Source organism: Chroococcidiopsis cubana SAG 39.79, assembly GCF_003991895.1.
GTDB classification, from domain to species: Bacteria; Cyanobacteriota; Cyanobacteriia; order Cyanobacteriales; family Chroococcidiopsidaceae; genus Chroococcidiopsis; species Chroococcidiopsis thermalis.
The window spans coordinates 151,441-172,823 of sequence record NZ_RSCK01000009.1 but is presented as its reverse complement, the minus strand read 5'-3'; the positions used below and the strand labels follow the sequence as shown (position 1 = coordinate 172,823).

Sequence of the window (21,383 nt, the reverse complement as noted above, 5' to 3'; positions counted from 1 at the left end):
CATCAAGCGATTGCTAAGTTTTATCATTACAAACGTCGCCTTTCCCAATCGCTCAGCTATCTACAACTGTAGTACTAGGCATACCAGGCTATGCATCCGGTACGCCATACGTCCCCACTAACCAACTAGCCTATCTGCATCAAGGTGAAGCGGTTATTCCTGCCAAGTACAACCGCAATAACAACCTAAGCAATAGTATTAACATCACAGTCAATAACGCTCCAGGTGAAGGTGCTATGGATTATAACCAGGCACAAAAGCTTACTGAACAGGTAAGACGAGTAGTGGAGGCAGAGTTATTGAGGCAGCAGTTACCCGATGGAATGCTCAGTAGGAGATATCGATAAATGCAGTATCGTGTTATTTCGGCATTGGGACTAGCGCATAATCGGGCGGAAGTCCTACAGAAGAAGCTAGACGGTATGTTGCCGGAGCATCGAGATACCGTTAAAAGGATGTTGGATGAGTACGAGCGAATACCTTATCCGTGTAGAAGGAGGTGGGAGTTAAGGCGGATGATTGCTGCGGTCATTGGTGTTGAATTGCCCGTCTGATCGAGGTTCTGTATCATAATTTGATACAGTCTTGCCTCACTTTTTTCTTAAAACTATATATATTTATAGGAAAAAGTAAGGCATTAACACCCCAATCTTTTAACTTCAGACCCGCAATAAAAAACAGCCCCTGAGTGGTGGAGCTGCTGCCGCGGTCAATACGCCGTTCAGTAGAATTTGATGCGTGTACGCTTCTATTTTAGCGCAGGGTAGAGCCTTACATAGAAGGCTATTTCGGGCTTTTCATGTACGGATGACTCTTACCGTCGATCACCTGATCGAGATACCAGACGACGAGCTTACGATCCTCACATACAAGCAGATAATGGTATGCAAACCATGCCAAGCGTTGCGGTTCAGCGTGTTCGACACGGCTGAATATCGACCAGAAGCGATCTGAGTCGTCTGCCTTAGCTGCTTGGTACATCTGCTCAAGGTAGGGAAAGCAAAGGTCTTGATATCTAAGCCGCTCGTCATCGGTGGTAAATAGAGCGCCCAAGGTTGCCGGACTCCGAAACATCTCCTCAACAAATTTGCGCTGGAGTGCGCGGTTAAAATCTATTGCCATCTTTTTGCCTCGTATTATTCAAAAGCGTGAACTTTGGCAGGTATCTTCTTGTGATGCGAACCAATCCCGAATTACTTTGTCCATGATTTCCCTGGTCTCGGCTGTGTCGGGGTAGTACTGTACGAGATCTTTATCGGTAAGCACATCCTTTTTAGTTACAGCGCGATACCAGTAGCGCATTTCTCTGGCAATATTGAGCGCATCATAGTTGGAGCAGTTATAACTGAGCTGATCGCACCTCTCCCAAAGATATAAGGGCTTCGGCTGTGCTAACGATACAGGTATTTGCAACAGCGAGATAAATAGGGCGAGTAATAGTGTCTTCATGTCCACTCCCCGCTAAATTCTTGTGCTATCTGTTGGTGTCCAGTCATAACTTTCCCCTATAAATGTAAAGTTTTGTAAAGTAGCACCCACCGTCATTGAGATGGGTGCGGTACTAGTTGTTAGAAATTTTCGTCCAACCAATCTTGGAACTTAAGGTCGTCTAGCATCCGTCCCATTTCCCGGCAGTCTTTTAGGGCGCGGTCGCAATTCTCTTTGGCGATCCTTATTTGACGTTGGAAGCTGGCGAACTCTGCGTCGGCTTTGGCGATAGTGCCGACGTTATAGCCTCTGACGTATACCGGATCGGTCGATTGGAGGGGTATGCCGCGATACCCGTCATCTGCTCCATCTGCTTCCAAAGCAATAGAGATGTTGTCTTCTTGCTCTTGATTTAGGTTGTCGAGATACTCTATCTGGTATTCGTATGTCATGATTGTTTTAGTCCTTGATGTTTGGGCTAGGGCTACCGCATTGTTTACTAGGCGCTGCGGTAGCTTTTAACGTTGTCTATTTGGTCGGTTGATAATCGTCTCGCAAGGCATTACACTCGCCTGCATACATCCACATCTCAACTTCATTGTCAGCAACAAACAGGTTGCCTCCGTCCAAATCGATTTCAATCACTCCGAAATCCTTATCTTTCTTGCCGCAGATTGTTAACTCCGAAAACTCCTCTAAGCTGCCAAGTAACACGGGATCGCGTCCTGGCTTAAAACTGTAAACTTGTCGCATATTGGTCTCCTTTGATGTGTTTGTGGTCTAGTGGTCTAACGGTCTTGTTCGTCTGGCACGTCGCTGGGTCGATTTAACTCGTCGTATAGCGCTTGATTAACTTCCTCTGCATATTGGTACATAGCCTCTTCACTGTTGGAGATATATAGTCGTTCGCCGTTGATACCGCAAATTAGCGTGATACCGTCAGCTACTTCACCTTCATCAAAGAGGTCTCTATAAACGCTACAAAACTCACTTATGCTACTCATGCCCATCTGCTCTAGGGAGCCGATACAGATAGATTTATAGCCGCTATCGAAACGAAGTACATATTGCATAGTTGATTTCTTGATATGTAGTTAACAAAGGTGTAGCAGGTAGTAGTCGCTCGGGTGATACAGGCTTCGGATATAGTTAAGAACGCTTAGCGGGTTGTCGCTCTTCGTCCAGACCTCGATCGCCTTATACACGCCGCCTTCTGTGGGCTTTAATATGGCATAGCTTTGATAGCTACCTCCTTGGTCGTGCTTGGCTTCAGCGTTGGCGCTTAAATCCAGTCCCAGCAAGTTGTCTAGCACCATAGCGTCGTACTCATCTAGCTGGTTTTCGGGATATAATAGGGGTAAGAACATTTAAAACAACTCCTTTTTTGTACAATCCTCTTTCTGCGGCTAACAGAAAGAGGGTTTTGTTTTGCTGCCCGTTTGACAGCCGCTAGCCGCAGAAACCTTTGGCTAGAGGTGTCGTTAGTTATTACTGTTGTCGCGGATGGTGCGGTAGTGGCTTAAAAGCCTACCTTTCTCCACAACAGCGGTCTTGCCGATGTACTCGATCAAGCCGTAACGCTTAAAGAGTCTAGATAGGGTTCTAGAAGCTACGCCATTTGCCCGCTTCTTATCCCAGTCAGAGTGTGAATTCATCAGCTTTTTGCCGATACTCGCACAGTTGTAGCTCTCGTCCGCATCTCTGATTAGCTGCCAGACCTCCAATTGCTGTCCTGTAAGATTAATCGATGATGGTTTCGGGTATCGCGTTGGTAACTCAAGTCCAAAATTGGTTAGCTTTGTCAACTTTCCTACCAGATCCTGAATCTCTACTATCAACTTGATCCGATCGTCTTCCACTTATTTACCTCCTGTCTTGTCTCTACTCTTATATAATAGCGCAGTTAACTGCTGTTGTCAACTGCTTGCGCACAAAATGCTATTAGAATCCATAGCAACTAAATGCTATACTATATATAGTAAAATTCTTCGCATGAATATGAAAGAACTACGCGAAAAAGTTGGGCTAAGGACTGTGGACATAGCCTCAAGACTGGGTATTGCCGAGTCCACAGTTAGGAATTGGGATAATGGCAAACACTCTCCAAGAGTGCCGATAGAGGATGTACCGAAACTACTTGAGGTTTATCAAGTTTCATTAGATGAGTTAATAAGCGCAGCACAAGAGAGTCGGAGGGCGCACGATGCAAAGCACTGATGTAGAACTACCTCTGGCAGCGACATGTGAGCCACCTTACGGCTCTCTTGAATGGATTACGTTCAAGGTGCAGCGTGCTGAATCCGACCTTACCGATGTCGCCTACTTTCTTTGGAAAGAATCGTTGGCGCTCGGTCTTAGCTTTCCCGCTACCATCCGCCGTTACCGTGACATGGGCGCAGGCATTACCGTGGCAGACCGCACGCTCTACCGCCGCTTAGAAAACATCTTGGAATACCAGCAGCACCAAGAAGCGAAGCGCCTAAATCCTAGTCCAGATGCGGCGCGGAAAAGGGTAACTCAGGGATACAAATCGACACCGGATATTTGTCACCGTGACATTTATCCGTTACAAAACGCAACAAATGCCGTACCCAACCTTAAGGCAGCCGATGTTGAAAGTGACAGCAGCGGTAGTTTTGAAGACATTGAACCGAGGTTTAAGCCTGGGTTTGCGGGAGCGACGGGGGCGGAGTTGGTGGAATATATCTATGAGCTAGAACATGATTTGGAGCGGGTCGAGGCGGCTTTATATAAGTTAGAGAGGAGCGACACAATGCCGGTTGGTGTAGCGCTGAAGCCGGGGGACATAGCATCAATGGCTAGCTATCTGGCTAGAGTTAAGCCGAAGACACAAGCCCAGATTAAGCGGGAAGAGAAAAAGAGGAGGGTGGCATTGGCTACTATCCAGATCGATCCGCTAGAGATGGGCTATGAAAACGCCAAGCTCAGGGCAGAAAATGAAAGGTTGCGGCATGAGGTAGAGCGGTTAAAGCCTGTGCCGATCGAGGCAGATAAGTTAGGGTCGAGAGAGGTTAAGGGGTTAGCTCAACGACTGGGACTAAATCAAAACCTTAGCACCGAAGAGACGCGAGATTTGGTCAGGGAGGCATTGGCGAATCGCGACAATTTGATTAAGGCAAGGCAGTTATTGGGGCAGACCGAAGTGGAGGTGTTGAAGGCTAAGATTACTGAGCAACAAGAACTTTTAAAGCTGTGGGAATTAAGCCACCAGTATACACTAGGTCAAAGAGACACGCCCTGGTCTGTGTTGGGTCTTCGGGAGCTAGAGGGTATTGAGTACAACCACCGCGCTACAGAAAGCTAATCGAGTTTTGGCATCCTGACCGAAATAAACTACCGATCGCTACCGAAATGACGGCAAAAATCAATAAAGCCTGGACTGCATATTGCGGAACTTTTAATTAGAGAGGATATATCGTGTTAGCAATGACTTGTGAATCTCCCGCTGCATTCAAAGAGCCGCCAAAACCACTAGCGCTAGCCTTAGCCCTAGAGTTATCCGCCGAATCAGAGTTGGAGCAGTTAGAAGCCACTGTAACCCAGCTAGGCATGAATTTCGTAGAGATGGGCGAGGCGATAGAGCGGATTAGAGCGAAGAGCTTATTTAAAGTTGCGGGCTATAAAACATTTGCCAAATATGTCTATGCCAAATGGGGTCTGACGGGCAACATGGCGCAAAAGTACATTAAGGCTTCCCGCGTATACCGCACGCTGATATCGGCTGGCTACGATACCGCTACATTACCGCCCAGCTACTCCCTGTACAGCACCTGGAGTAGTTTGGACGACGAAGAGATCGCGATTTTGTGGGACGACTTCATGCAAGAGTGTGGCAACGAACCTTCCGTCACCTCCGCCATGTCTTTTATCAAGCGGTATAAGACCAAAGATGCTAAGCCAAAGACTAAGCGGGCTATCGTTACTGATATCAAGTCGGCTAACACAGTGATAGAAATGGCTAAAGAGCTAGACACCACACCGGGCGAAATTATACAGCTCATGGTCGCAAAACTTCGCGAAGCTGCATCTCAATACTGAGATTATTGGTATATTTATTCTCAATAACACTAAAGCTGAAACCATTTTCTACTCAGGATTTCAAACACCGAGAATTCCCAATAGTTTGGAAGCCTTACACAGCAAGGATTTAGATAGGGGCGATTCCCTCCATTTTGTCAATAAGGCAGGCAAGGGTTTCTGTTAAGATTTTGCCGTAGTCTAGTCTATAATTGTTATTCCTGATACATAATCAGAAGCAAGTAGATAAATCTTTACTGCTAGCCTCTTGGCACTAACACAGGAGGCTTTGCTTTGACTAACTCATTAAACACAGGCTCGACGAACCTCCCCAGATACAAGCTTTATGGTGACTCGGTTCAGGTATTGCAGCCATATGCACCACAGTGAGTTAATTTATGCTACGGAAAGTATAATGTAACAGTTTTTAAGTAACATAGAGTGTATGCCATAAGACGTATCACTTAAGATAGAGCTTAGCAGCTATAAATGTTAAGAGGGTTCGTCTGTCGTGGAGAGTCAGGTTGACAATTCTCAACGGGGATTAATTCTGGCAGTTGAAGATGGTGCGGACAACTTAGAATTGATTATCCAGGTATTGGAGTTGATAGGCTTTCCATTCATCACCGCTACTGATGGTCGGACTGCAATAGCTATGGCACACCAACAGCAGCCCGACTTGATTTTATTGGATATAGTGCTACCTGACATAAGTGGTTTAGAAGTTGCTCAGTGTCTCAAGCAAGACTCTCGGACAGCGAAAATACCCATCATTGCCGTGACTGGTATGGTCTCAAAAGAACAGAAAGAAAGATGTTTGTCAGCGGGTTGTGATGACTTCGTTGCAAAACCCTACGATATTGAATTTCTGGAAACAGTGATTAAAAGTTATGTTTCCTAGACACAAAGCACTAACCGTTTCATAATCGCTTTTGAATCTCTAAGACTGTTACAACAGTTACCAATACAACATTCGTACTGCTAACTTTCGGTAGAAGCCAGTCGTTGCAGGATTTAGGTATTCTTCTGCTGTAAATCATTATCGTATTTGTCATGCACGAAGCTGCAATCTCTACCCGCATACTGGAGCAACATGCCCTGAAATTACAAGAACACGGACTCAAAGTAGAGGAGTGGGGTAAGAGATTGCAAGAACGTAGCGACCAATTGGCACTAGAACACGGTCTACTTATCGAGGAATGCGGTCAGGTGATTCAGCACAAAGCAGAAGAAGCACTTGTCTACACCCAGGTAGCAATGGAACTGGAGGATTATTCTTCGGCTTTGATGATGCTGATTGCACATACACAATCGGAAGCAAGAGCTGCGTTTATTCAGGCGATAACTATTTTCGCCCAGATGATGCAAAAAAGAATCAAGTTAGTTGGGAAGCATCTATAGTTATATTTCGCTGATAAACGCTTGAGATGAGGAATTCAGCCTATTGGTTGAGGAAAAGTACGCTGCCGTGCAGAAATATCAAATAAGGTAATACATAGGCGTTTCATACTCGTTCCCACTGCGGCGCTAGTTGGTAGGAATTTTATTAGGTGCATACCAACAATTGAAGCTACTGACCTTTAAGAAATCAAAGGATATTCATGAATTCATAAGCTAGATGTGACGACGTATAACTTCCTCTAACTTTTCTAACTCAATTGGTTTTCCCAGCCAGTCATCAAAACCTGCTGACAGAAAGTACTCTCTGTTCCTGTCCATTCCTGTGACAGCAATTATTGGAGTTTCTCTTGTTTTTGGGTTGTTTCTAAGTCGCTTGAGAACTTCCATACCGTCCATCTCCGGCATCATGATATCTAGCAGAATTAAGTCTGGCTGATATTGCTGTGCCATTTCTATTGCACCCCGACCGTGATATGCAGCCATAGAATCACATCCGACTATCTCTAGCAGACAAGTAAGGCATTCTAGATTATCAGCATAATCATTAACAGCCAGCACTAGCGGGTGGCTGTTGTCCTGCTGATTGTTCTGGGGAGAACGCTGTAAAACCATGTTTGGAGGGAACTGGTTGATTATCCTTTGTATTGGACACTACAGTCAGTTAAATTGCCTTCTATCTACGGGCATAGCAAGCAAATGAATTCTACCCCATCATAAGCACTGCATCTGCGTAAATTACGCACTTACCTGACTAACCTGCCATCCTCATCCACGGGTGTCAGCAAGAGTTTACCCTGCTCCGTTTCAAACCGAAACACTCCAAGCTAGTTAAGTTCTCCGTTTTGAAAACGGAAAAAATTAACAGATATCTCGCGCGCACCTTAATCGGGCATTTTAGCCGAAATTTTGGCATAATCGGTCACACTAGCGATTTCGCACACAAAGTCTGCGCGCACCTTTTGCACCTTAGCTATACTGAGAATATTGGTATAGTCGCAAGATGTTCGATCGCTACCCTTAAAGCCGCAGTGTGTCTGGGTTTCAGATGGTTGTATAGCCCTGCCCCCGATAGCGCCCCGGTAAATTTCCAGGGGACGGTGGAGCGCAGTCCGATTTGAAATCGGCTACACGGCAGGAGTCCGACATAAATAATAGACGCTTACCCGCAATAACCTCCTCATCAAACTGCTTTATCGCTTAGGTCACTTTTGTAGGCTTTTCTGCTCATTGCCTGCTATTTTCATCGCCTAAATCTTGCTCGTTCCACTAAATTACAAAGTATTGTTTCATAGAGTAGGAAACTAAAAGTATTGATCTATCGCTATTTAAGTAGGTTAGATCGAGCTACATTACCTATTTCTCTTTAGTTGATTTTTTCTCCGCAAGCATTTACAGTTGTTGATGATTCGCTGTGTGAAACTGATTTAGCTCAATAGACAGGATAGATCTGCGGATGTCTTTAATTCTTAAGTACTGGGCAGTACGGTTAGGATTGGCTGGCACAGCAATATGGGGCATAATCGCGTTTTCGAGTACTGCGCTGGCTCAGGTTGTACCGGATAATACATTAGGTGGGGAAAATTCTGTTGTTACCAGTACTGATAGCGTAGATACAGTCACTGGTGGAGCCACGCGAGGGGGAAATTTATTTCACAGCTTTCAACAGTTTTCTGTTCCCACCAACGGAGCAGCTATTTTTAACAATGCTCCAGATATTCAAAATATCCTCACCAGAGTTACAGGCGGCTCGATTTCTAATATTGATGGCTTGATTGGAGCCAACGGCACGGCTAATCTATTTCTGCTCAATCCCAATGGTATTGTTTTTGGACGCGATGCTCAGCTAGATATTGGTGGCTCGTTTGTAGCGAGTACAGCTAATGCTATACAGTTTGGCGAACAGGGCTTATTCAGTGCAACCGATCCTAATGCTCCGCCATTACTGACAGTTAACCCTTCGGCATTTCTGTTTAATCAACCTCCTAATGGCTCCATCAAAAATATTTCAACAGCACCAGCAGGATTAACACCATCAGGTGCGAATGAATTTGGTTTGCGAGTTGCAGATGGTCGGAGTTTGTTATTAGTAGGCGGAGATGTGTCCCTAGAGGATGGTGGGAGATTGAATGCTTTTAGCGGTCGAGTGGAGTTGGGGGGAATAGTAGGGGTAGGGACTGTAGGATTAGCAGCAACAGGAAACACATTCAGTCTTACTTTCCCGCCAGAAAGCCCGTTGTCAAATGTCACCCTCAGTAATGACGGACGAGCTAGCGTCCGAGGTGTGGAAGGGGGAAATATTGTGGTGAATGCCAATAGCTTCACGGCAGCCAACGGTGGACGCTTAGCAGCGGGAACTGAGGGACAGGGAAATGGAGGAGATATCATTGTTAATGCAAACAATTTCAGCATCTCTGGCATTGGAGCTACTGGTCTCAGCTCTGGTCTCTACAACCAAACATTCGCTGATGCTGCTGGCAAAGCAGGTAACATTTTTGTTAATACCAAAGTCTTTAATGCTTCACCAGGCTCAGGTATATTCAACACTGTACAAAGGGGATCGGTAGGTGACGGCGGTAACATCAATATTGTGGCTGATTCGCTTTCCTTAAATGATGCTGAACTGAATGCCAATACTTCTGGACAGGGAGATGCGGGAAACATATTTATGCGGGCTGATGGTGCTATCACTCTCACAAATAGCAGCTTAATCGTTAGTCTTGTAACAGAGGGAGCAATAGGTGCTGGTGGCGATATTGAGATCCAAACGCGATCGCTCACCTTAACGAATGGCTCTCAAGTTTCTAGCTCTGTTTTCCGACAAGAGGGAGGTTTACCTGGAGGACAAGGCAAAGGAGGAAATATCCGAGTTACTGCAACAGACTCTATCGATCTTGCTGGATTGAGTTCTAACCAGAGATTCTCTAGTGGACTGTTGACAATCACCGAGCAAGGAGCAAGCGGTCAGGCAGGAGATATTACAGTCAATACAGGTACTTTGCGTATAGCAGATAGTGCTGCTATCAACGCTGCCACCCGAAATGCTAGTGGTGGAGGTAACATTACCGTTAATGCCAATACTCTTGAAGCCACTGGCGGCGGACAAGTCCGTACTACAAGTCGTAGCAGTGGCAAAGCAGGTAACATAAACCTGAATGTGACCGACAGAATTATCCTTTCAGGTAGCGACTCCACATATTTTGATCGACTGGCTCAATTTGATGAGAATTTTGTCAGTGATGCAGGTCCTAATAGTGGATTATTTGCTAGTGCAACCAAAGCCTCCACAGGTCAAAGCGGCTCTTTAAATATTTCTACTGGGCAGTTGAACGTCAAAGATGGAGCTGAAGTGACTGTAAGCAATCAGGGAACAAGGGATGCAGGCAACCTAATTATCAATACTCGCTCCCTAAACTTGAATGACGGCAAAATTACAGCAGAAACAACATCAGGTAATGGCGGAAATATTGAGTTGCAGGTAAGTAGAAATTTAGGATTACGTAACAATAGCCGCATCTCAACTTCAGCAGGTACAGCACAACAACCTGGTAATGGAGGCAACATTACAATTAACACTCCCTTCATCATTGCTGCTCCAGATGAAAATAGCGATATCACCGCCAATGCTTTCAGTGGGAGTGGTGGGAGCGTCAACATCACATCTGAAAGAGTTTTTGGGCTAGTTCCACGCAGTCGTCAAGAACTCCAGACTCTATTAAGGACTAACGATCCTACGCAATTAGATCCAATTCGTTTGCAAAGTAATGACATCACAGCAATTTCTCAAGCCAACCCTTCTTTAAGCGGTACTGTTACCTTCAACGCCGCTGATATAGATCCCAGCCGCGATCTTGCCGAACTACCCACAACACCAGTCGATGCTTCTACCTTAGTAGCGGCAGGTTGTCCATCTGGAGCGGAAAACCGCTTTGTTGTCGCTGGACGAGGCGGCTTACCTCCTGCGCCTGGCAATAAACTCAGCTCTGATGCCCTCCTCACCAATTGGGCAACTCTAGAAACACCGGAAACTGAAAACCGTGCAACGGTAGAAACAACTACCCCAGAAGTAATTAATGATACAGTAACTCCCTTAGTAGAAGCAACTACTTGGCAATTTGGCTCCAAAGGCGAAATTATTCTCACCAATGCTAATCCCACCACACCAAATCAGTTTGAAGCAACCCCTAGCAACTGTCCCAGTTCATGACTACACGGCAGAGGTGTCGGCGTGAAACTGTTACCAATAAGCAAAGGGGAATTTACCGATGATGAGGTGTAGGAGGCGCTGATAGGCTACGGATGGAGGTGGCACGTAAACTGTAATGGCTATGTTGCTGCTAAATTACCTAAATGTTGGTACGAAGGAAAGCTCATACAAGCTAGGGTTTACCTTTATCGGTAGGTGTTGGAGAGCTACTACAACGTCAGGCTAGGTGGATTGCAAGTCGATCACATCTATGGTGACAAGCTGGATAATCGGTTAGAAAACCTACGTCCGGCTACTAACGCTCAGAACCAAGCCAATAGCAAGACGAGAGGTAACAAAAGCGGTTTTAGAGGCGTGTGCTGGGATAAGACAAACAAGAAATGGGTAGCAAAGATTAAAGTCAATGGTAAGACAAAGCATCTCGGTAGGTTCTCTATAGCTGAAGATGCGGCTTGCGCTTTCAACAAAGCAGCTCTTGAGTATCACGGTGAGTATGCCCACCTAAATAAAGTTTTGTGTAATTTTGACAATGTAAGTGCTTGAAAACCTTACTATAGCGGTGCGATCGCAGCGCTCTACCAACTGAGCTAATTCCCCGTACTAATTTTAGATTTTGGACTGCTAGTCTCAAATTCCTATATGCCACTTGGTATTTTAACATTCAGCGACGGTGGCTTGTGAGTTTGCTTTGGAAAGTACTTGTTGCACCCATTCCAAATCTAACTGGTTGAGGTAATCTACAGCCCAGTTTGCTTGACGTTGCATCATGTGAAATGGATAGGTATTTGCAACTCCAACAACCGGAATTTTTGCTGTCTTCGCTGCTTGGATTCCTGCTGGAGTATCTTCGATCGCAATACACTCTCTTGGCTGCAACCGAAGTTCGGGATAGAGTTGGTTGAGGCGTTCTACTGCCAACAAATAGCCATCTGGTTCTGGTTTACTGGTAGTAATATCATCGCCAGCAACTAATACAGAAAAGTATTGTGTCAAATTCAAACGCTGCAAAACTAATTCAATTTCCGATCGCATTGCGCCACTAACTACAGCTAACTTTAATTGTTGGCTACGGGCTTGAAAAACCAAATCTTCTAAACCTGGATACGTAGGTAAGTTAGGAATTTTTTCTAATTCTTGCTGGTATGCCTGCGCCTTGCGCTGCATTAATTGGAGTAAATATGTCTCACTCACAAATCGACCTCGACGTTTGAGCAATTCAGCTAAACAAACGCGATCGCTTCTCCCTAGACAAACTTCTTCAAACTCACCCGGGATTGGGCGTAAATTTTCTTCAACTAATAACTGTTCGATCAGTTGTTTATGAATCGGTTCGTCATTAATAATAACGCCATTAAAATCAAATAAAACTGCCTTTAACGCCATACTATATTATTACCTTAATACCCAGGAGCCGGAATCCATTCCTCTGTTATTACCATATCTTCTTCTGTCTCCTGTCTCCTGTCTCCTGTCTCCTGCATCAAAGGCTTAATTCCACGAGTTACTTGATTGACTAACCACACATCATCAGTCTGCACTGCTGCAAAGCCTGCTTTACCCATCCAGACATCCAAATTTCCCTGCGCAAATTCTCGAATGTATGGTTCCTCAAACACATTATTCAACCAATCGAGATGGCGTAAAGTCTGCTGATTGCCATCCAAAACGATCGCCTCGCCGCCTGCTTTCAGCAATCGAAAGCTTTCCTGCAAGATCGCTTGAGTTACCTGTGCTGGCGTTTCGTGAAATAACAAGGATATCGTCACCAGATCGAAACTGGCAGCTGGTAGTTTTGTCTTTTCAGCATTTCCATGCAGCCACTTAATCGCTAATCCTGCGGTTTTGGCTTTGTCTTCTGCCCTGACTAGCATGTATGGCGATAAATCTAAGCCGATAACTTCTGCTTGGGGAAAAGCCTGTTTTAACATCAGCGTCGTGGAACCAGTACCGCAGCCTAAATCTATAATTCTGCTTGGCTTAACGCGAATACGTTCTAGCAATCCTTGACGGACTAGAGTTTCATTAGGTAGCAGGACGTATTGAGTAATTGGATCGTAAGAAACAGCTGCACCAGAATTAAGATATCCGCCCTTAATTCCGTGAAAATTTTGACTGCTGTAATATACGGGAACCTTGACCTCTGGACGGCGAAAGCGATCGCTTTCTTTCTCCCAGTCTATACTACGGGCGTATCGCCTTAACTCCTCTTCGTCAATAAATAAACGCACGACAGGCGCTAAGAACTGTTCCCAAATTGTATCTTGACGCGCTGCCATAAGTATGCCTCGCTAAGGGACGATCGCGACTTGCTATTTCTATTTACAAATTTTAATACATTCTTGCAGTTGTCAGTGGCTAGTGGCTGGTGACTAGTGACTAGAATTGTCTTGCTCCCTCAACTTCCCCAACTCCCCCAACTCCTGAAATTAGCCAGCTAACAAAACTAAATCGGGAACTTGAAAGAGTGACTGATAGGCAAGTACAGCCCCGCCAATTGCTGCCGCATCTTCGCCAAAAACTGATACGTCAAAACGAGCTTTCGGATCGCTGAAGAATCCACCACCACCATTACCAGGTACGCAGTCTCGCAACATCGAGTCCAATTCCTCTTTAACGTGAGGAACCAATACAGCAAGCGGTCCGCCGATCGCGATTCGTTCGGGATTGAGAATATTTGCTAAGTTAATTAATCCCCAGCCTAATATCTGCACCCATTCAGACACAACCGCGCGGGCGAGGGGTTCGTCTTGGCGGAAATGTACGACCAAATCGCCAATTTCTCCTGCTTGTCCTCCCCGCTGGCGATAGTTTTGCAGCAACGCCTCTCTACCGACAAATGTGCCTAAATCTCCGCAGCCAGTTGGCATTGGTAAAATTGCTCCGACTTCCCCCGCAGTGCCGTAAGCGCCGCGAAAGATGCGATTGTTTAACACGATTCCCGCCCCAATTCCCTTATTAATTAATAGATAGAGCAAGCTATGACAGTGCATGGCACTACCTAGATACACCTCTGCTAAAGCGGCGGCGTTCGCATCATTATCTACAAATAAAGGCAATTGAATGTGAGGCTGAAGGTAGCGGCGCAGATCGACACCTACCCACTGTAAAAATGGCGAATAGATGACCACACCTGCTAAGTTCATGGTTGCTTGGATGGCTAGCCCAATTCCTCGCGATCGCTCTTGTTTGGTCGGATCGGACTGCTGCACTTGCCCAATTAATTGTCCGAGTTGGCTGAGGACAATTTCTGGTTCTCGACTACCTATTAGTGGTGCTTGAATGCGGTTGACAACTTGGGCAGCTAAATTCAACTGCACTACCGTTAGCTGTTCGTACTCGATCGCCGCACCAATAAAAAATGCCCCATCGGGATTCAAACTCAATCCGACTCCTGGTCTTCCCCCTCCAGGAGGCGCGATAATTTCACCGCTTTCTCGAATTAAGCCCTGCGAGATTAATTCGGCTGTAATTACGGTAACAGTCGATCGCGTCAGTCCTGTGGAACGGGCAATTTCAGCCCGAGTCTTTGGCGCACGACATCTAAGAAGTTCCAAAATGCGGGCATAGTTGATTTGTTTTAACAGTGTTGTATTGGTGGCGATCGATGGTGAATGTCGATCTGCGGTCATTTTTCTAATCTTTAGTAAGTTTGTTTTTCTAACAAACAAATTAGCATTATAGAGACGTTATGTGTGTAGAGACGTTCCATGTCACATCTCTGCTGGAGAAAAAGATATGAAAAGCTTCGACTGTGAGGCAGTCCTATTCGATCTCGACGGTGTATTGGTCAATTCAAATGTAGCTGTAGAAGGACATTGGCGTAGGTGGGCGCAGCAGCACGGTTTAGATGCAGAGGCAATTTTGAAAATCTCTCACGGTCGTCCGGCGACAGAGACAATTCGCGAAGTTGCGCCGCACTTAATTGCAGAGGAAGAAGGTAGGGCGTTTCTGCAACGGGAGGCGGAGGATTTAGCTGGTGTGGTGGAAGTGGAAGGAGTAGCAAATTTACTGAATTCATTACCAGATCGGCAATGGGCAATTGTCACGTCAGGGACGCAGGCGATCGCAACCAACCGTTTGCGTCATGTTGGTTTATCTGTTCCCAAAGTCATGATTACGGCAGATGATATTAGCCGTGGTAAGCCCGATCCTGAAGGATATCTCAAAGCAGCATCAAGGTTGGGTGTCCCACCAGAACGCTGTCTGGTAGTGGAGGATGCTGTGGCTGGTGTCAAAGCGGCACGGGCAGCGGGAATGAGTGTGGTGGCGGTGGCGACGACTTATCAGCCAGCAGATTTAATTGAGGCGGATGCGATCGTACCCGCTTTGGTAGGGATGGCGATCGAGCAACAGGTGATGGATGGCGATCGGGTTGGGTTAAGAGTGTTGTTAGCAGAAGCGTGAGGAAGTCAGAAGTTGTAGGGGCGGGTTTAGCGAATAGATCGACCACTGAAACAGTGAATCTTTGGTGAAAACCCGCCCGTACCCAAGCCAAATAAATGCAGGGGAGATATGGGTGATAAGCGGGTGTTAGGCAAAAATGTGAAGCGATCGCATTTTGGGAAAGAGGCGGTTTGGTTTGGGGTAGCGATCGCGTTTTATGCTTTTGTGGCGATCGCAGTAGCAGAGGCGGGATTGGGGGTTTTGTTGCCTTCGATTTTGGCTGCATATAATTTAAATCCGGCAACTGTAACGCTGCTGTTTATCAGTCAGACGGGTGGTTATGTTGTGGCAGCGTTCTCTAGTAGTCTGATTAGCAGCCGTTTGGGGTTGGCACGGATGCTGTTAGTAGCGGCAATGTTGCTGATGGGGGCGCTGATAATCTATGCGCTGAATCCGTTTTGGTGGGTGATGGTGGCGGCTGGCGTGCTTTTGGGGCTGGGAATTGCCCTGATTGATGCTGGAATTAACACTTTTATTGTGGATAACCAACGGACTAACCATCTCGTGGGAATGTTGCACGCTTTTTATGGTGTTGGTGCATTGTTAGGTCCCACGATCGCCACTTCGCTACTAGCTTTTGGGTTGAATTGGCGATCGATCTATTTGGTATTTGCAGGAGTGGTAGGGCTGTTGGTGGTGGCGGTGGCTATAGCGATCGTCCAAAATTATCGACCGATGACGCAGAAAATCAATGCTTCTGGGACGAGTGCTAAGGCTAATCTCCGCGTTGCTTTACAGACACCTGCTGTCCTGCTAACGGGTTTGCTATTGATGGTTTATGTGGGTGCAGAGGTTTGTGTGGGTAACTGGGCTTACTCGGTGCAAAATCTCAGTCGCGGGATCCCGCCAATCGTTGCTGGATACAGCATTAGCGCTTACTGGCTGGGACTGACAATTGGGCGTTTGAGTTTGGGATATTTCATGCGACGACTCGGTGCAGTCCGCACGTTGGATATTTCTCTAGTGGTGCTGAGTATTGGTTTACTAGCTTGGTGGCTAGTACCAAACCTGTATTTGAGCTTACCGCTGATTGGTTTCGGGTTTGCGGCAATCTATCCGGCAACAATTGCCTTATTACCACAGAGGATATCTCCTGCATTAATACCAGCCGCGATCGGTTTCGTGTCGAGTGTCGCTAGTTTAGGTGCAGCCAGTTTGCCCAGTGCAGTCGGTTGGATCGCCTCCCGTACTAGTTTGGAAATTATTCCTGTTTTAATGATGCCTCTAGCCCTAGTGATGGTAATTGTACATCGATGGCTAGTAGGAACGGGGAGCAGGGAGCAGCGATCGATGTAGGGGCGGGTTTCACCTAAAATCTCTGCTAAACGAAGCGGTTTAATAAACCCGCCCTTACACCCATATTCGGAGGAGTTCTCTTGTTGTATTTTTTTGTAGCACAATGTATTATGTAAAATGAACTTGCATAAGCTAAGTTAGTATTCTCCCCTGTAGAGATAGTCAATCTGGGAATCAAAAACCCAAGTATTCTCTAGGGGCGCACAGCCGTGCGCCCTGGGCAATGTTTCTGTAGGGGCGCACAGTCGTGCGCTCTGGGCAATGTTTCTGTAGGGGCAGCCGTGCGCCCTGGATCATGTTTCTGTAGGGGCAGCCGTGCGCCCTGGATCATGTTTCTGTAGGGGCGCACAGTCGTGCGCCCTGACCGATACATCAGTTATTTTTCCTTAATTTTTAACTAAAAATATGCCATACGAAAAACTAGAAATTAATACACCAGCACCCGTACTTTCTTGGGCAAATCATGCTTTAGGACATGAAGAAACCCAGATGGCGAAAAACGTGGCATCGCTACCATTTGTATTTAAACATGTCGCATTGATGCCCGATGTCCACTTAGGTAAAGGTGCTTTAGTCGGCTCGGTTGTAGCAACTAAAGATGCAATTTTGCCTGCGGCTGTGGGAGTAGATATTGGTTGTGGCATGGCTGCCATTCAAACTCCATATCATGCCGAACAATTAGAAGGCAAGTTGAAAAAAATCCGTTTGGATATTGAAGCATCAATTCCAGTTGGTTTTAACGAAAATAAAGATGTAGAAAAATCTATTACTAACTGGCAACATTGGCATGATTTTAAAGATCTACATCGCGGGGTGCAAGACTTGCAAGGAAAAGCCATGAAACAAATGGGTTCTCTTGGCGGTGGCAACCACTTCTTAGAAGTTTGTCTCGATACGGAAGATCGAGTTTGGTTGATGTTGCATTCTGGTTCCCGAAATATCGGTAACAAGTTGGCACAGTGCCATATTAATACTGCTAAAGAACTAGCAAAATTAGCAGGCGATCGCTTGCCCGATCCTGACTTGGCTTATTTTGTTTCCGGTACGTCAGAGTTTGCTGCTTATTGGCGAGACTTGCAGTGGGCGCAAAACTATGCCCGTGTCAATCGTGACGTAATGATGGCACGCTTTAAGCGAGTTGTGGAAAAACATGTAGCTGGTGGTAAGCCATTCAAGCCTCTATTAGAAGTCAATTGCCATCACAACTATGCCGAAAAGGAAGTGCATTTTGGCGAAGATGTTTACGTGACTCGTAAGGGTGCGGTAAGGGCGCAGACTGAAGATTATGGGATCATCCCTGGTTCAATGGGTGCGAAATCATTTATTGTCAGAGGTAAAGGTCATGCTGAAAGTTATTGTTCTTGCAGTCACGGTGCGGGGCGTTTGATGTCTCGTAATAAGGCAAAAAATGTCTATACACTTGACGATTTGATCGAGCAAACGAAGGGCGTAGAATGCCGCAAAGACACGGGTGTCTTAGATGAGATTCCTGGGGCATATAAGCCGATAGACGAGGTAATGAATAATCAGTCAGATCTGGTCGAAATTGTAGCAACATTGAAGCAAGTTGTTTGCGTCAAAGGTTAAAGTAGGGTGGGCAATGCCCACCCTACTTTTTAAACTGCAACTGCAATACCTATTTCATTACGGTTGTGGGGAGCCTCAAAATCAATTATTGGTCCTTTAGGCACGATGCGAGTAGGATTAACTTTGGGATGACTCCGATAGTAATGTCTTTTAATATGATCCAAGTTGCAAGTTTCTTTCACTCCTGGTTGTTGGTACAAGTCTTTTAAGTAGTTCCACAAGTTAGGATAATCTACAATCCGGCGTAAGTTGCATTTGAAATGAACGTAATAAACAGCATCAAAACGCAGTAAGGTTGTAAACATACACCAATCGGCTTCTGTAATGCAATTACCACATAAATAACGTTGTTTAGCTAAAACATTTTCCCAACGGTCTAAAGCCTCAAATAACTCCATTACAGCCTCCTCATAAGCCACTTGTTGAGTGGCAAATCCGGCTCGGTAGACACCATTATTAATTGGCTGGTAAATCTCATCGATAGTTTTGTCTATTTGTGCTTGCAAATCTTTGGGGTAGAAGTTGACATTCTTACTCGCAATATCGTTAAACTCAGTATCAAACATGCGAATAATTTCGCGAGATTCATTATTCACAATTGACTGAGTTTGCTTATCCCATAACACGGGAACTGTTACCCGTCCACTATAATTTGGTTCGGCTTTTAGATAAAGTTGCCAAAGATATTGCGTCCCGTTAACAGTATCGGGAATCGCTCCAGGTTCACTACTAAATTCCCAACTATTTTGGTCGATCTCTGCTGCTACTACAGATAATCCAATTGCATCTTCTAGTCCCTTCAGACGACGCATAATTGCCGTTCGATGTGCCCAAGGGCAAGCCCAAGAAATATATAAGTGATAGCGTCCTGCTTCTGCTTTAAAACCACTCGAACCATCAGCAGTAATTTTATTGCGAAAGGTAGTAGAAGGGCGGATAAATTTCCCTTGGTTATCTTCTTGTTCCCGTTCGGAAATCCATTTACCGTCAGCTAGAATACCTAAACCCATCGATCGCCCCTCGTGCGAAGTTTTACTTGTGAGTGTTTGAGTTCGCTCTTCATACATGCTAAACCAATAAAGTGAAGTCAGAAGTTAGAAGTCTTCTCTTACTAGTTTGGAGAAAAATGCATCTATCTTATGGTATAAAAAATTAGGCTCATCGAGTGAAGTGAGAATTCAAATGTAGGCGAGCATTGCCTATTCTACTAATAGCGGTTTTGATTTAGGTAAAACACGCAATCTGTAGGGGCGCACAGCTATGCGCCCCTACAAATGTCACGCACGCAGTTGAGAATTGCTATAAGACAAAAATAAAATATTAAGATTGAATCATCAAAAAATAGTAATTTGTTCTCATAAATCAAATATAAATTGCGATCGCCATTCACCTTCTAACCAAATCAGCAGTTGATTTTCACTTTCACTCAGAAGCAGGATGTCTTAAGATGTAACAAAAAGTAAAGTCATCTGCATCAGCAACCACTGATAACTTTGTACAGACGTTACATCTAACGTCTCTACACTGATAACTGATAACTGATAACTGATAAATCTATGAGCGATCGCATATTTATTGCAGCTGCTTTCATTGTTTTTCTAGCTCTGATTATTGGCGTTGGCATCTACTCATCAACTCATAAGAAAAATACAACTGCTGACTACATCCTCGCTAGTCGCGGGGTAAGTCCTTGGCTGACGGCGCTTTCCGCCATGTCAACGGGTCAGAGTGGTTTATTATTTCTCGGTCAAGTTGGCTTTGCCTACACAGCCGGAGTTTCGGCTATATGGTTAGTTATTGGTTGGGCAATAGGAGACTATCTCGCTTGGTTTTTATTTTTCAAACGTTTAAGAAAAAGATCCGAAGAAACAGCATCGGATACTGTTTCTGATTTCTTAGCGCAAAACACTTCTGGCGCTCGTTGGATCTCGATTGTCTCAGGTATTATTATTGTGGCTTTTCTCGGTGCGTATGCAGCATCGCAACTCGTAGCAGGTAGCAAAGCACTGAATGTCGTCTTCGGCTGGGATTATCGTCTAGGAATTATTCTCGGAGCAGTAATAGTTGTTATCTACTGTTTTTCTGGAGGTGTGCGAGCGGAGATTTGGACGGATGCAGTCCAAGGGATAATTATGATTGGTTCGTTGCTGCTCCTACTATCCGTAGCAATTACCGACTGTGGTGGATTTGGGCAACTTTGGACAAGATTGGGCGCGATTGATGCAAAGCTAATTAATTTGAGTCCATCTAATCTCCCGTTGGGCTTTTTGCCCTTTTTTATTGGTTGGATTGTGGCTGGATTTGGTGTAGTCGGTCAACCGCATATTTTAGTCCGAGCAATGGCAATTGACTCCCCCGATAATGTCAATAGGGCGCTGAATATCAAAACTATTGCGAGTTTAACCACATCTTTTTCCTCCATTACCATCGGCTTAGCAGCACGGGTGTTGTTACCCGACTTGATATCAGGTGGCGATCCTGAGTTGGCATTGCCGTATTTAGCAGAAGAATTGCTACCCGCAGGCTTTGTCGGACTGATGCTAGCCGGAGTTTTTGCTGCTACTATGTCTACTGCCGATTCTCAAATTCTGTGCTGTTCGGCGGCGTTGACTCAAGACATCGCGCCTCAATTTGCTAATTCCTATCGAATTGTCAAGTTAGGCACTTTAACTGTCACTGCGATCGTTTTGAGTATTGCTTTAGTAGGCGATGATAATGTGTTTCTCTTAATTACATTTTCTTGGTCGGCTTTAGCTTCGGGTTTAGGTCCACTGTTACTATTGCGAGTTGGGCAATTGCCCGTCAGTACGCCTGTAGCACTATTAATGATGGCTGTTGGAATCATCACCGCTATTAGTTGGAACCTGGTATTTAAGTTATCTTCCGTAGTTTACGAAGTCCTACCAGGTATGATTGCAGGTAGCTTAGTCTATGTCATAGCGCGATTGCTGGCTTCTAAGTCTAGATCTAACCAGCATAGATGACG

The 21,383-nt window shown here is 45.4% G+C and carries 25 protein-coding genes; 12 read left to right on the top strand and 13 right to left on the bottom strand.

What is annotated here, in order from left to right:
• Positions 1-347 precede the first annotated feature (347 nt).
• A complete protein-coding gene (locus DSM107010_RS08785) occupies positions 348-554 on the top strand; it encodes a hypothetical protein (RefSeq protein WP_127022781.1) in 207 nt (68 codons plus the stop codon).
• A 229-nt stretch (positions 555-783) separates the two neighbouring features.
• Here the strand turns inward: DSM107010_RS08785 and DSM107010_RS08780 are convergent, their stop codons facing one another.
• From DSM107010_RS08780 to DSM107010_RS08750, 7 genes are all read right to left on the bottom strand, one after another.
• The gene (locus DSM107010_RS08780) at positions 784-1,122 is read right to left on the bottom strand and encodes a hypothetical protein (protein WP_106167335.1); all 339 of its coding nucleotides are present in this window, start codon (positions 1,120-1,122) and stop codon (positions 784-786) included.
• Between the two features lie 18 nt (positions 1,123-1,140).
• The gene (locus DSM107010_RS08775) at positions 1,141-1,449 is read right to left on the bottom strand and encodes a hypothetical protein (RefSeq protein ID WP_106167334.1); all 309 of its coding nucleotides are present in this window, start codon (positions 1,447-1,449) and stop codon (positions 1,141-1,143) included.
• 119 nt (positions 1,450-1,568) lie between these two features.
• Entirely contained in the window at positions 1,569-1,880 is a 312-nt protein-coding gene (locus tag DSM107010_RS08770) for a hypothetical protein (RefSeq protein ID WP_106167333.1), read from the bottom strand.
• A 76-nt stretch (positions 1,881-1,956) separates the two neighbouring features.
• Positions 1,957-2,181 carry a hypothetical protein gene (locus DSM107010_RS08765; protein WP_106167332.1) on the bottom strand — a complete coding sequence of 75 codons (225 nt, stop codon included), beginning with the start codon at positions 2,179-2,181 and terminating at the stop codon, positions 1,957-1,959.
• 35 nt (positions 2,182-2,216) lie between these two features.
• Entirely contained in the window at positions 2,217-2,501 is a 285-nt protein-coding gene (locus DSM107010_RS08760) for a hypothetical protein (protein WP_106167331.1), read from the bottom strand.
• 21 nt (positions 2,502-2,522) lie between these two features.
• Positions 2,523-2,795 (bottom strand): hypothetical protein, encoded by a 273-nt coding sequence (locus DSM107010_RS08755; protein ID WP_106167330.1) that lies wholly within the window; start codon positions 2,793-2,795, stop codon positions 2,523-2,525.
• 114 nt (positions 2,796-2,909) lie between these two features.
• Positions 2,910-3,287: a hypothetical protein gene (locus DSM107010_RS08750; protein ID WP_106167329.1), complete on the bottom strand. Its 378-nt coding sequence runs from the start codon at positions 3,285-3,287 to the stop codon at positions 2,910-2,912.
• A gap of 76 nt (positions 3,288-3,363) precedes the next feature.
• Here DSM107010_RS08750 and DSM107010_RS42875 point away from each other — a divergent pair, with 76 nt between their 5' ends.
• The 5 genes from DSM107010_RS42875 to DSM107010_RS08725 all read left to right on the top strand — a co-directional run bounded on the left by DSM107010_RS42875 (position 3,364) and on the right by DSM107010_RS08725 (position 6,867).
• Entirely contained in the window at positions 3,364-3,645 is a 282-nt protein-coding gene (locus DSM107010_RS42875) for a helix-turn-helix domain-containing protein (RefSeq protein WP_373425468.1), read from the top strand.
• A complete protein-coding gene (locus tag DSM107010_RS08740; RefSeq protein ID WP_127022778.1) occupies positions 3,632-4,753 on the top strand; it encodes a hypothetical protein in 1,122 nt (373 codons plus the stop codon). Before DSM107010_RS42875 ends, DSM107010_RS08740 begins: the two co-directional genes overlap by 14 nt.
• A gap of 122 nt (positions 4,754-4,875) precedes the next feature.
• Positions 4,876-5,487: a hypothetical protein gene (locus DSM107010_RS08735; RefSeq protein WP_106167326.1), complete on the top strand. Its 612-nt coding sequence runs from the start codon at positions 4,876-4,878 to the stop codon at positions 5,485-5,487.
• 490 nt (positions 5,488-5,977) lie between these two features.
• A complete protein-coding gene (locus DSM107010_RS08730; protein ID WP_106167325.1) occupies positions 5,978-6,367 on the top strand; it encodes a response regulator in 390 nt (129 codons plus the stop codon).
• Between the two features lie 152 nt (positions 6,368-6,519).
• Positions 6,520-6,867 carry a hypothetical protein gene (locus DSM107010_RS08725; RefSeq protein ID WP_106167324.1) on the top strand — a complete coding sequence of 116 codons (348 nt, stop codon included), beginning with the start codon at positions 6,520-6,522 and terminating at the stop codon, positions 6,865-6,867.
• 213 nt (positions 6,868-7,080) lie between these two features.
• Here DSM107010_RS08725 and DSM107010_RS08720 read toward each other — a convergent pair whose 3' ends face one another.
• The gene (locus DSM107010_RS08720; RefSeq protein WP_106167323.1) at positions 7,081-7,479 is read right to left on the bottom strand and encodes a response regulator; all 399 of its coding nucleotides are present in this window, start codon (positions 7,477-7,479) and stop codon (positions 7,081-7,083) included.
• Positions 7,480-8,320: 841 nt separating this feature from the next.
• Here DSM107010_RS08720 and DSM107010_RS08715 point away from each other — a divergent pair.
• Both DSM107010_RS08715 and DSM107010_RS08710 read left to right on the top strand, forming a co-directional pair.
• Complete coding sequence (locus tag DSM107010_RS08715; RefSeq protein ID WP_106167322.1) at positions 8,321-11,071, top strand: two-partner secretion domain-containing protein; 2,751 nt, start codon at positions 8,321-8,323, stop codon at positions 11,069-11,071.
• A gap of 195 nt (positions 11,072-11,266) precedes the next feature.
• On the top strand, positions 11,267-11,614 hold the full coding sequence (locus DSM107010_RS08710; RefSeq protein WP_106167321.1) for an HNH endonuclease: 348 nt from the start codon (positions 11,267-11,269) through the stop codon (positions 11,612-11,614).
• 111 nt (positions 11,615-11,725) lie between these two features.
• Here DSM107010_RS08710 and DSM107010_RS08705 read toward each other — a convergent pair whose 3' ends face one another.
• The 3 genes from DSM107010_RS08705 to DSM107010_RS08695 all read right to left on the bottom strand — a co-directional run bounded on the left by DSM107010_RS08705 (position 11,726) and on the right by DSM107010_RS08695 (position 14,700).
• Positions 11,726-12,454, bottom strand: coding sequence for an HAD family hydrolase (locus DSM107010_RS08705; protein WP_015155585.1), 729 nt, complete (start codon positions 12,452-12,454; stop codon positions 11,726-11,728).
• A 14-nt stretch (positions 12,455-12,468) separates the two neighbouring features.
• The gene (locus DSM107010_RS08700) at positions 12,469-13,347 is read right to left on the bottom strand and encodes a class I SAM-dependent methyltransferase (protein WP_106167320.1); all 879 of its coding nucleotides are present in this window, start codon (positions 13,345-13,347) and stop codon (positions 12,469-12,471) included.
• A gap of 150 nt (positions 13,348-13,497) precedes the next feature.
• Positions 13,498-14,700, bottom strand: coding sequence for an ROK family transcriptional regulator (locus DSM107010_RS08695; RefSeq protein WP_015155583.1), 1,203 nt, complete (start codon positions 14,698-14,700; stop codon positions 13,498-13,500).
• Positions 14,701-14,806: 106 nt separating this feature from the next.
• Between DSM107010_RS08695 and DSM107010_RS08690 the strand changes: the two genes are divergently transcribed.
• Both DSM107010_RS08690 and DSM107010_RS08685 read left to right on the top strand, forming a co-directional pair.
• Positions 14,807-15,475 carry an HAD family hydrolase gene (locus tag DSM107010_RS08690; protein WP_015155582.1) on the top strand — a complete coding sequence of 223 codons (669 nt, stop codon included), beginning with the start codon at positions 14,807-14,809 and terminating at the stop codon, positions 15,473-15,475.
• 108 nt (positions 15,476-15,583) lie between these two features.
• Positions 15,584-16,810, top strand: coding sequence for an MFS transporter (locus tag DSM107010_RS08685; RefSeq protein WP_015155581.1), 1,227 nt, complete (start codon positions 15,584-15,586; stop codon positions 16,808-16,810).
• Between the two features lie 193 nt (positions 16,811-17,003).
• On the opposite strand, the gene DSM107010_RS08680 is transcribed toward DSM107010_RS08685, so the two are convergent.
• A complete protein-coding gene (locus DSM107010_RS08680; RefSeq protein ID WP_127022775.1) occupies positions 17,004-17,183 on the bottom strand; it encodes a hypothetical protein in 180 nt (59 codons plus the stop codon).
• A 32-nt stretch (positions 17,184-17,215) separates the two neighbouring features.
• Between DSM107010_RS08680 and DSM107010_RS08675 the strand changes: the two genes are divergently transcribed.
• Positions 17,216-18,397: an RtcB family protein gene (locus tag DSM107010_RS08675; protein WP_127022772.1), complete on the top strand. Its 1,182-nt coding sequence runs from the start codon at positions 17,216-17,218 to the stop codon at positions 18,395-18,397.
• A gap of 29 nt (positions 18,398-18,426) precedes the next feature.
• Here DSM107010_RS08675 and DSM107010_RS08670 read toward each other — a convergent pair whose 3' ends face one another.
• Positions 18,427-19,407, bottom strand: a complete 981-nt coding sequence (locus DSM107010_RS08670; protein WP_106167780.1) for a glutathione S-transferase family protein — start codon at positions 19,405-19,407, stop codon at positions 18,427-18,429.
• Positions 19,408-19,953: 546 nt separating this feature from the next.
• Here DSM107010_RS08670 and DSM107010_RS08665 point away from each other — a divergent pair.
• Entirely contained in the window at positions 19,954-21,381 is a 1,428-nt protein-coding gene (locus DSM107010_RS08665; RefSeq protein ID WP_106167775.1) for a sodium/proline symporter, read from the top strand.
• The last annotated feature ends 2 nt before the right edge of the window (positions 21,382-21,383 follow it).

Coding starts and splice junctions, on each gene's coding strand:
- DSM107010_RS08785 (WP_127022781.1), top strand. CDS start 348: ATGCAGTATCGTGTTATTTCGGCATTGGGACTAGCGCATAATCGGGCG.
- DSM107010_RS08780 (WP_106167335.1), bottom strand. CDS start 1,122: ATGGCAATAGATTTTAACCGCGCACTCCAGCGCAAATTTGTTGAGGAG.
- DSM107010_RS08775 (WP_106167334.1), bottom strand. CDS start 1,449: ATGAAGACACTATTACTCGCCCTATTTATCTCGCTGTTGCAAATACCT.
- DSM107010_RS08770 (WP_106167333.1), bottom strand. CDS start 1,880: ATGACATACGAATACCAGATAGAGTATCTCGACAACCTAAATCAAGAG.
- DSM107010_RS08765 (WP_106167332.1), bottom strand. CDS start 2,181: ATGCGACAAGTTTACAGTTTTAAGCCAGGACGCGATCCCGTGTTACTT.
- DSM107010_RS08760 (WP_106167331.1), bottom strand. CDS start 2,501: ATGCAATATGTACTTCGTTTCGATAGCGGCTATAAATCTATCTGTATC.
- DSM107010_RS08755 (WP_106167330.1), bottom strand. CDS start 2,795: ATGTTCTTACCCCTATTATATCCCGAAAACCAGCTAGATGAGTACGAC.
- DSM107010_RS42875 (WP_373425468.1), top strand. CDS start 3,364: ATGCTATTAGAATCCATAGCAACTAAATGCTATACTATATATAGTAAA.
- DSM107010_RS08740 (WP_127022778.1), top strand. CDS start 3,632: ATGCAAAGCACTGATGTAGAACTACCTCTGGCAGCGACATGTGAGCCA.
- DSM107010_RS08735 (WP_106167326.1), top strand. CDS start 4,876: ATGACTTGTGAATCTCCCGCTGCATTCAAAGAGCCGCCAAAACCACTA.
- DSM107010_RS08725 (WP_106167324.1), top strand. CDS start 6,520: ATGCACGAAGCTGCAATCTCTACCCGCATACTGGAGCAACATGCCCTG.
- DSM107010_RS08720 (WP_106167323.1), bottom strand. CDS start 7,479: ATGGTTTTACAGCGTTCTCCCCAGAACAATCAGCAGGACAACAGCCAC.
- DSM107010_RS08715 (WP_106167322.1), top strand. CDS start 8,321: ATGTCTTTAATTCTTAAGTACTGGGCAGTACGGTTAGGATTGGCTGGC.
- DSM107010_RS08705 (WP_015155585.1), bottom strand. CDS start 12,454: ATGGCGTTAAAGGCAGTTTTATTTGATTTTAATGGCGTTATTATTAAT.
- DSM107010_RS08700 (WP_106167320.1), bottom strand. CDS start 13,347: ATGGCAGCGCGTCAAGATACAATTTGGGAACAGTTCTTAGCGCCTGTC.
- DSM107010_RS08695 (WP_015155583.1), bottom strand. CDS start 14,700: ATGACCGCAGATCGACATTCACCATCGATCGCCACCAATACAACACTG.
- DSM107010_RS08690 (WP_015155582.1), top strand. CDS start 14,807: ATGAAAAGCTTCGACTGTGAGGCAGTCCTATTCGATCTCGACGGTGTA.
- DSM107010_RS08685 (WP_015155581.1), top strand. CDS start 15,584: ATGGGTGATAAGCGGGTGTTAGGCAAAAATGTGAAGCGATCGCATTTT.
- DSM107010_RS08680 (WP_127022775.1), bottom strand. CDS start 17,183: ATGTATCGGTCAGGGCGCACGACTGTGCGCCCCTACAGAAACATGATC.
- DSM107010_RS08675 (WP_127022772.1), top strand. CDS start 17,216: ATGCCATACGAAAAACTAGAAATTAATACACCAGCACCCGTACTTTCT.
- DSM107010_RS08670 (WP_106167780.1), bottom strand. CDS start 19,407: ATGGGTTTAGGTATTCTAGCTGACGGTAAATGGATTTCCGAACGGGAA.
- DSM107010_RS08665 (WP_106167775.1), top strand. CDS start 19,954: ATGAGCGATCGCATATTTATTGCAGCTGCTTTCATTGTTTTTCTAGCT.